Genomic DNA, 3,926 nt, shown 5'->3' with positions numbered 1-3,926 from the left:
GGGGAAGGTCCGGGGTGTCGCGTTGCCGCGGGAGCACGGCGGCCACCCGGCGCCGCGTCATGTCCGCCAGGTGCGCGCCGGACGGGGTCGCCTTCGGCTACGGCGCCGTGCCCAGGTCGGGCCGGGTCGGGAGATCCCACCCGTTGGGCTGATGGACCGCCCGGCGAGGACCCTCTCTACTTTGGTGCGGGCGTGAGACGGCCGCACGAAAGGGAGCTGAGGGCTTGTACACCGCTGAGATCGCTGGGACGGGCAGGGCGGCACGTGAGGTGACCGCCGAGGGTGATCCGGTCTTGGGCACCGCCGTCGCGGCGAGAGGAGTTCGGCGGTGACCCCGCGGCTGATCGGCAGCGGCGCCAGGATCGTCGACCGGCCGAGCGGGCGCTCACTGGGCGAATCCGCGCTGCGGGCCGAGGTGGCCTGTGTGGCGGCGGAACTCGCCGAGCTGCCGCCTGGTGTGCTGTTCCTGCGCGCCGAGGTCGATTTGCCCAGCCTGCTGGGGTATCTCGGGGCGTTCGAGGCGGGCCGTGCCGTCGCGCTGCTCGACCCGGCGCTGGCTCCCGGGAGGCTGGGCGAGCTGGTGCGCCGCTTCCGGCCGAGCGCGGTGATCCCGGCTCCCGCCGGTGATGTGCCGGAGGGTTACCACCTGCGGGAGGGGCGATGGGTGCGCCGGGATCCCGACGGCGTTGCCCCGCACCCCGATCTCGCGGTCCTGCTCGCCACGAGCGGTTCCACCGGCAAGCCGCGGTTCGCGCGGCTGTCCCGGTCCGCCATCCTCGCCAACGCGCGCGCGATCGCCGACGTGCTCGGCATCGACGGGGACGACGTCGCGCCGACCTGCCTGCCCGCTCACTACAGCTACGGCCTTTCGGTGCTCAATTCGCATCTGGTCGCCGGGGCCACCGTGGTCATCGAGCCGTCCGGGATCCTCGGGCGTGACTTCTGGGACGCGGTGGGCGAGCACGGCTGCACCTCGCTCGCCGCGGTGCCGTACCACTTCGAAATGTTGCGGCGCCTGGAGTTCGATCCGGTGCGTTACCCGCGGTTGCGCTCGGTGACGCAGGCGGGGGGAAAGCTGCGCACCGAACTGATCACCGAGTTCGACGCGAAGATGCGCGGCGCGGGCGGCGGCCTGTTCGTCATGTACGGCCAGACCGAGGCCTCGCCGAGGATGGCGACCATGCCTGCCCAGCGGCTGGCCGAGAAGCCCGGTTCGGTCGGCCCGGCCCTGCCGGGCGGCCGGTTCAGCATCCGGCACAACGACGGATCCGAGACCACCCACCCGAAGATCACCGGCGAGGTCGTCTACCGCGGGCCGAACGTGATGATGGGCTACGCCGAGGACGCGGACACGCTGGCACTGGGGGATCGGCTCGGCGGCGTGCTGACCACCGGTGACCTCGGCTATCTCGACGAGGAAGGGTTCCTGTTCATCACCGGCAGGCTTCAGCGGATCGGCAGGGTGTTCGGCAACCCGCTCAGTCTCGACGATCTCGAACAGGCGGCCCGTGCGACCGGTCTCGGCATCGACGTCGTCGCCGCGGTACCGGCGGAGGACAAGGTGGTGCTGTTCGCCGAGGGGATCGCGGTGGAGGTGTGCAAGGCGGCTTCCCACGCGCTGGGCGAGCGTCTGCACCTGCACTCCTCCGGTTTCGATGTGCGCTCGATCGACGCGATTCCCTTGCTGGGCAGTGGAAAGATCGATTACCAGGCGCTGACCGACCGAATCTGAAAGCGAAACGTCCGTTTGATACCGAGCGATCCGGGCAATGCCGTTCCCGGGCGGGGCCGCCACCCGTCCCGGTGAGATCCAGCCACCCACTCCGGGAGACGGCGGCACCCCCCGGTGCCCGGCCGCCCGCCCGATGCGCCCGGAAATCCTTTGGTGGCAGGCATTTCCGCTCCTTCGGTGGCGTTGCCGGAGCGGCGGACACGCAACGATGGCCTGGTACAGAAGGACCGGGCCGTGCGCCGGGCACGGTGGGAAGTCATCGGGTCGCGGAGGTCGCAGGCAGTGCTCGTCATCGGGGTCGCCGTCTGGCTGGCGCTGGCGGCGACGGTGCTGGCCACCTGGCCCCGCCCCAACGGCGGGCGGCGGGGCCTGCTTCTCCTCGCGCTCGCTTTCGCGCTCCTGCAAGAACTTCTCTTCGGCACCGTCCCGGACCGCGCCTTCGTCACCTTCCGCTACGCGGAAAACATCGCGCACGGGCACGGTGCCGTGTTCAACGTGGGGGAGCGGGTCGAGGGGTACTCGAACTTCACCTGGCTGGTCCTGATCACCTTTCCCAAAGCCCTTTTCGGCGCGAACGTGGTCACGAGCGCGCTCGTGCTGTCGGTCCTGTGCGTGCTGGGCTGCGTTCTGCTCGCCTTCCGCTTCGGGCCGCTTGCCGGTGTGCTCACCGCCGGGGTGAGCGGCCTGGCCGCCGCGGGGCAGATGGGCACCGAGACCGCGCTGTTCGTTGTGCTCGTGCTGGCCGTGATCCGCGCCGTCGGCACCGGCCATCCGATCGCCGCCGGGGTGTTCGCCGCACTGGCCGTGATGACCCGGCCCGACGGTGTCGCGGTCGCGTTCGCCGCCGGGCTGTGGCTCGCGGCCGAGGTGATCCGGCACCGCGCGAACTGGTGGCGGCCCACCGCGTACGCGCTGGGCCTGGTGGTGATCGCCGCGCCCTGGCTCACCTGGCGCGCCACCTACTACTCCCAGCCCTTCGCCCGCTGGCCGACCGCCCCGCTGTCCGCGTCGTCGTACGGATTCCTCCTGGCCACGCTGGCGGCGCTGCTGGTGAACGCGGTGGTGCACCGGCGCCGCCGGGTGCCCTCGCCGGTCCCGCGCCGCGGTTCGCGGCTCTGGGCGCAGTCGGGGGCGCTCGCGCTGTGCGGGGTGAGCCTGCTTCTCGCCCCGGGATACCAGCGGGTGGTGCACGACTCGCGCGCCCGGCTCGGGCAGACCGCGGAGATCGGCTCCTGGCTCGCGGCGCGGGTGCCGCCGGGATCGGTCGTCGACACCGGGGGTGCGCAGGCGCTCGCCTACGTCCTCGGCGACCGGTTCCGGGTGCTGGACGAGCGTGCGGACCCCGACGTGCGCGGCGCCCGGCAGGACGGCTACGCGAACGTGGCGGACTACCGGCGTCCCGCCGTCGCCGTGGCGGACGCGAGGTACCTGCCCCACCAGCGGTGCGACGTCGCCTCGCCGAACACCGGCTCCTACCGCGCGGCCACGTTCCGCCGGGCCGGCGGCAACGAGTGGGTCACCGTCTACTCGCGGGGCGACGAAGCCCCCGCATTGATCCACCGGCTGGCCACCGATTCCCTGCTGGTGTACGTGCCCTGTCCAGGCGGGATGTGACGCTGCACCGACCCTACGGAGAAGTAACCTACGGTCGCGTAGCCTGAGGGGTATGGCAGAGGTCGTTTACCCACCGGTTGTCCTGTTCGCGAAGACCATGTTCCGGGTCCTCGACCTGAAGCTGCGCGTCGAGGGCGGTGAGCAGGTCCCCCGCACCGGCGGTGCCGTGATCGCCTGCAACCACGTCAGCTACCTGGACTTCATCTTCTGCGGACTGGGGGCACAGCCGGCCGGTCGCCTGGTGCGCTTCATGGCCAAACAGGAGGTGTTCAACCACCCCGTCTCCGGTCCCCTCATGCGGGGGATGCGCCACATCCCGGTGGACCGCAAGGCGGGCAAGGCCTCCTACGACGAGGCGGTCGCCCGCCTGCGCGCGGGGGAGGTCGTCGGTGTGTTCCCCGAGGCCACGATCAGCCCGTCCTTCACCGTCGCCGAGCTCAAGTCCGGTGCCGTGCGGATGGCCGCCCAGGCGGGGGTGCCGTTGATCCCGATGGCCGTCTGGGGCGGCCAGCGGCTGTGGACCAAGGGCAGGCCCCGCACGCTCACCAAGCGGCACGTGCCGATCACGATCCTGCTGGGC

4 protein-coding genes are annotated in these 3,926 nt (G+C 71.7%); all 4 read left to right on the top strand.

What is annotated here, in order from left to right; genetic code table 11:
* Nucleotides 1-196, top strand: a 196-nt coding sequence (locus FNH05_RS38975) for a hypothetical protein (RefSeq protein ID WP_222426790.1), incomplete at its 5' end; no start/stop codon positions are given.
* Between the two features lie 132 nt (nt 197-328).
* Nucleotides 329-1,732, top strand: coding sequence for an AMP-binding protein (locus FNH05_RS33970; RefSeq protein WP_246128109.1), 1,404 nt, complete (start codon nt 329-331; stop codon nt 1,730-1,732).
* A gap of 282 nt (nt 1,733-2,014) precedes the next feature.
* Complete coding sequence (locus FNH05_RS33965) at nt 2,015-3,346, top strand: glycosyltransferase family protein (RefSeq protein WP_144592949.1); 1,332 nt, start codon at nt 2,015-2,017, stop codon at nt 3,344-3,346.
* Between the two features lie 52 nt (nt 3,347-3,398).
* Nucleotides 3,399-3,926, top strand: a 528-nt coding sequence (locus FNH05_RS33960; RefSeq protein ID WP_144592948.1) for a lysophospholipid acyltransferase family protein, incomplete at its 3' end; no start/stop codon positions are given.

The sequence above is a fragment of the Amycolatopsis rhizosphaerae genome, assembly GCF_007713715.1.
GTDB classification, from domain to species: Bacteria; Actinomycetota; Actinomycetes; order Mycobacteriales; family Pseudonocardiaceae; genus Amycolatopsis_E; species Amycolatopsis_E rhizosphaerae.
Note: the sequence above shows the minus strand (reverse complement) of the source record. Positions and strands in the feature narration are given on the sequence as shown.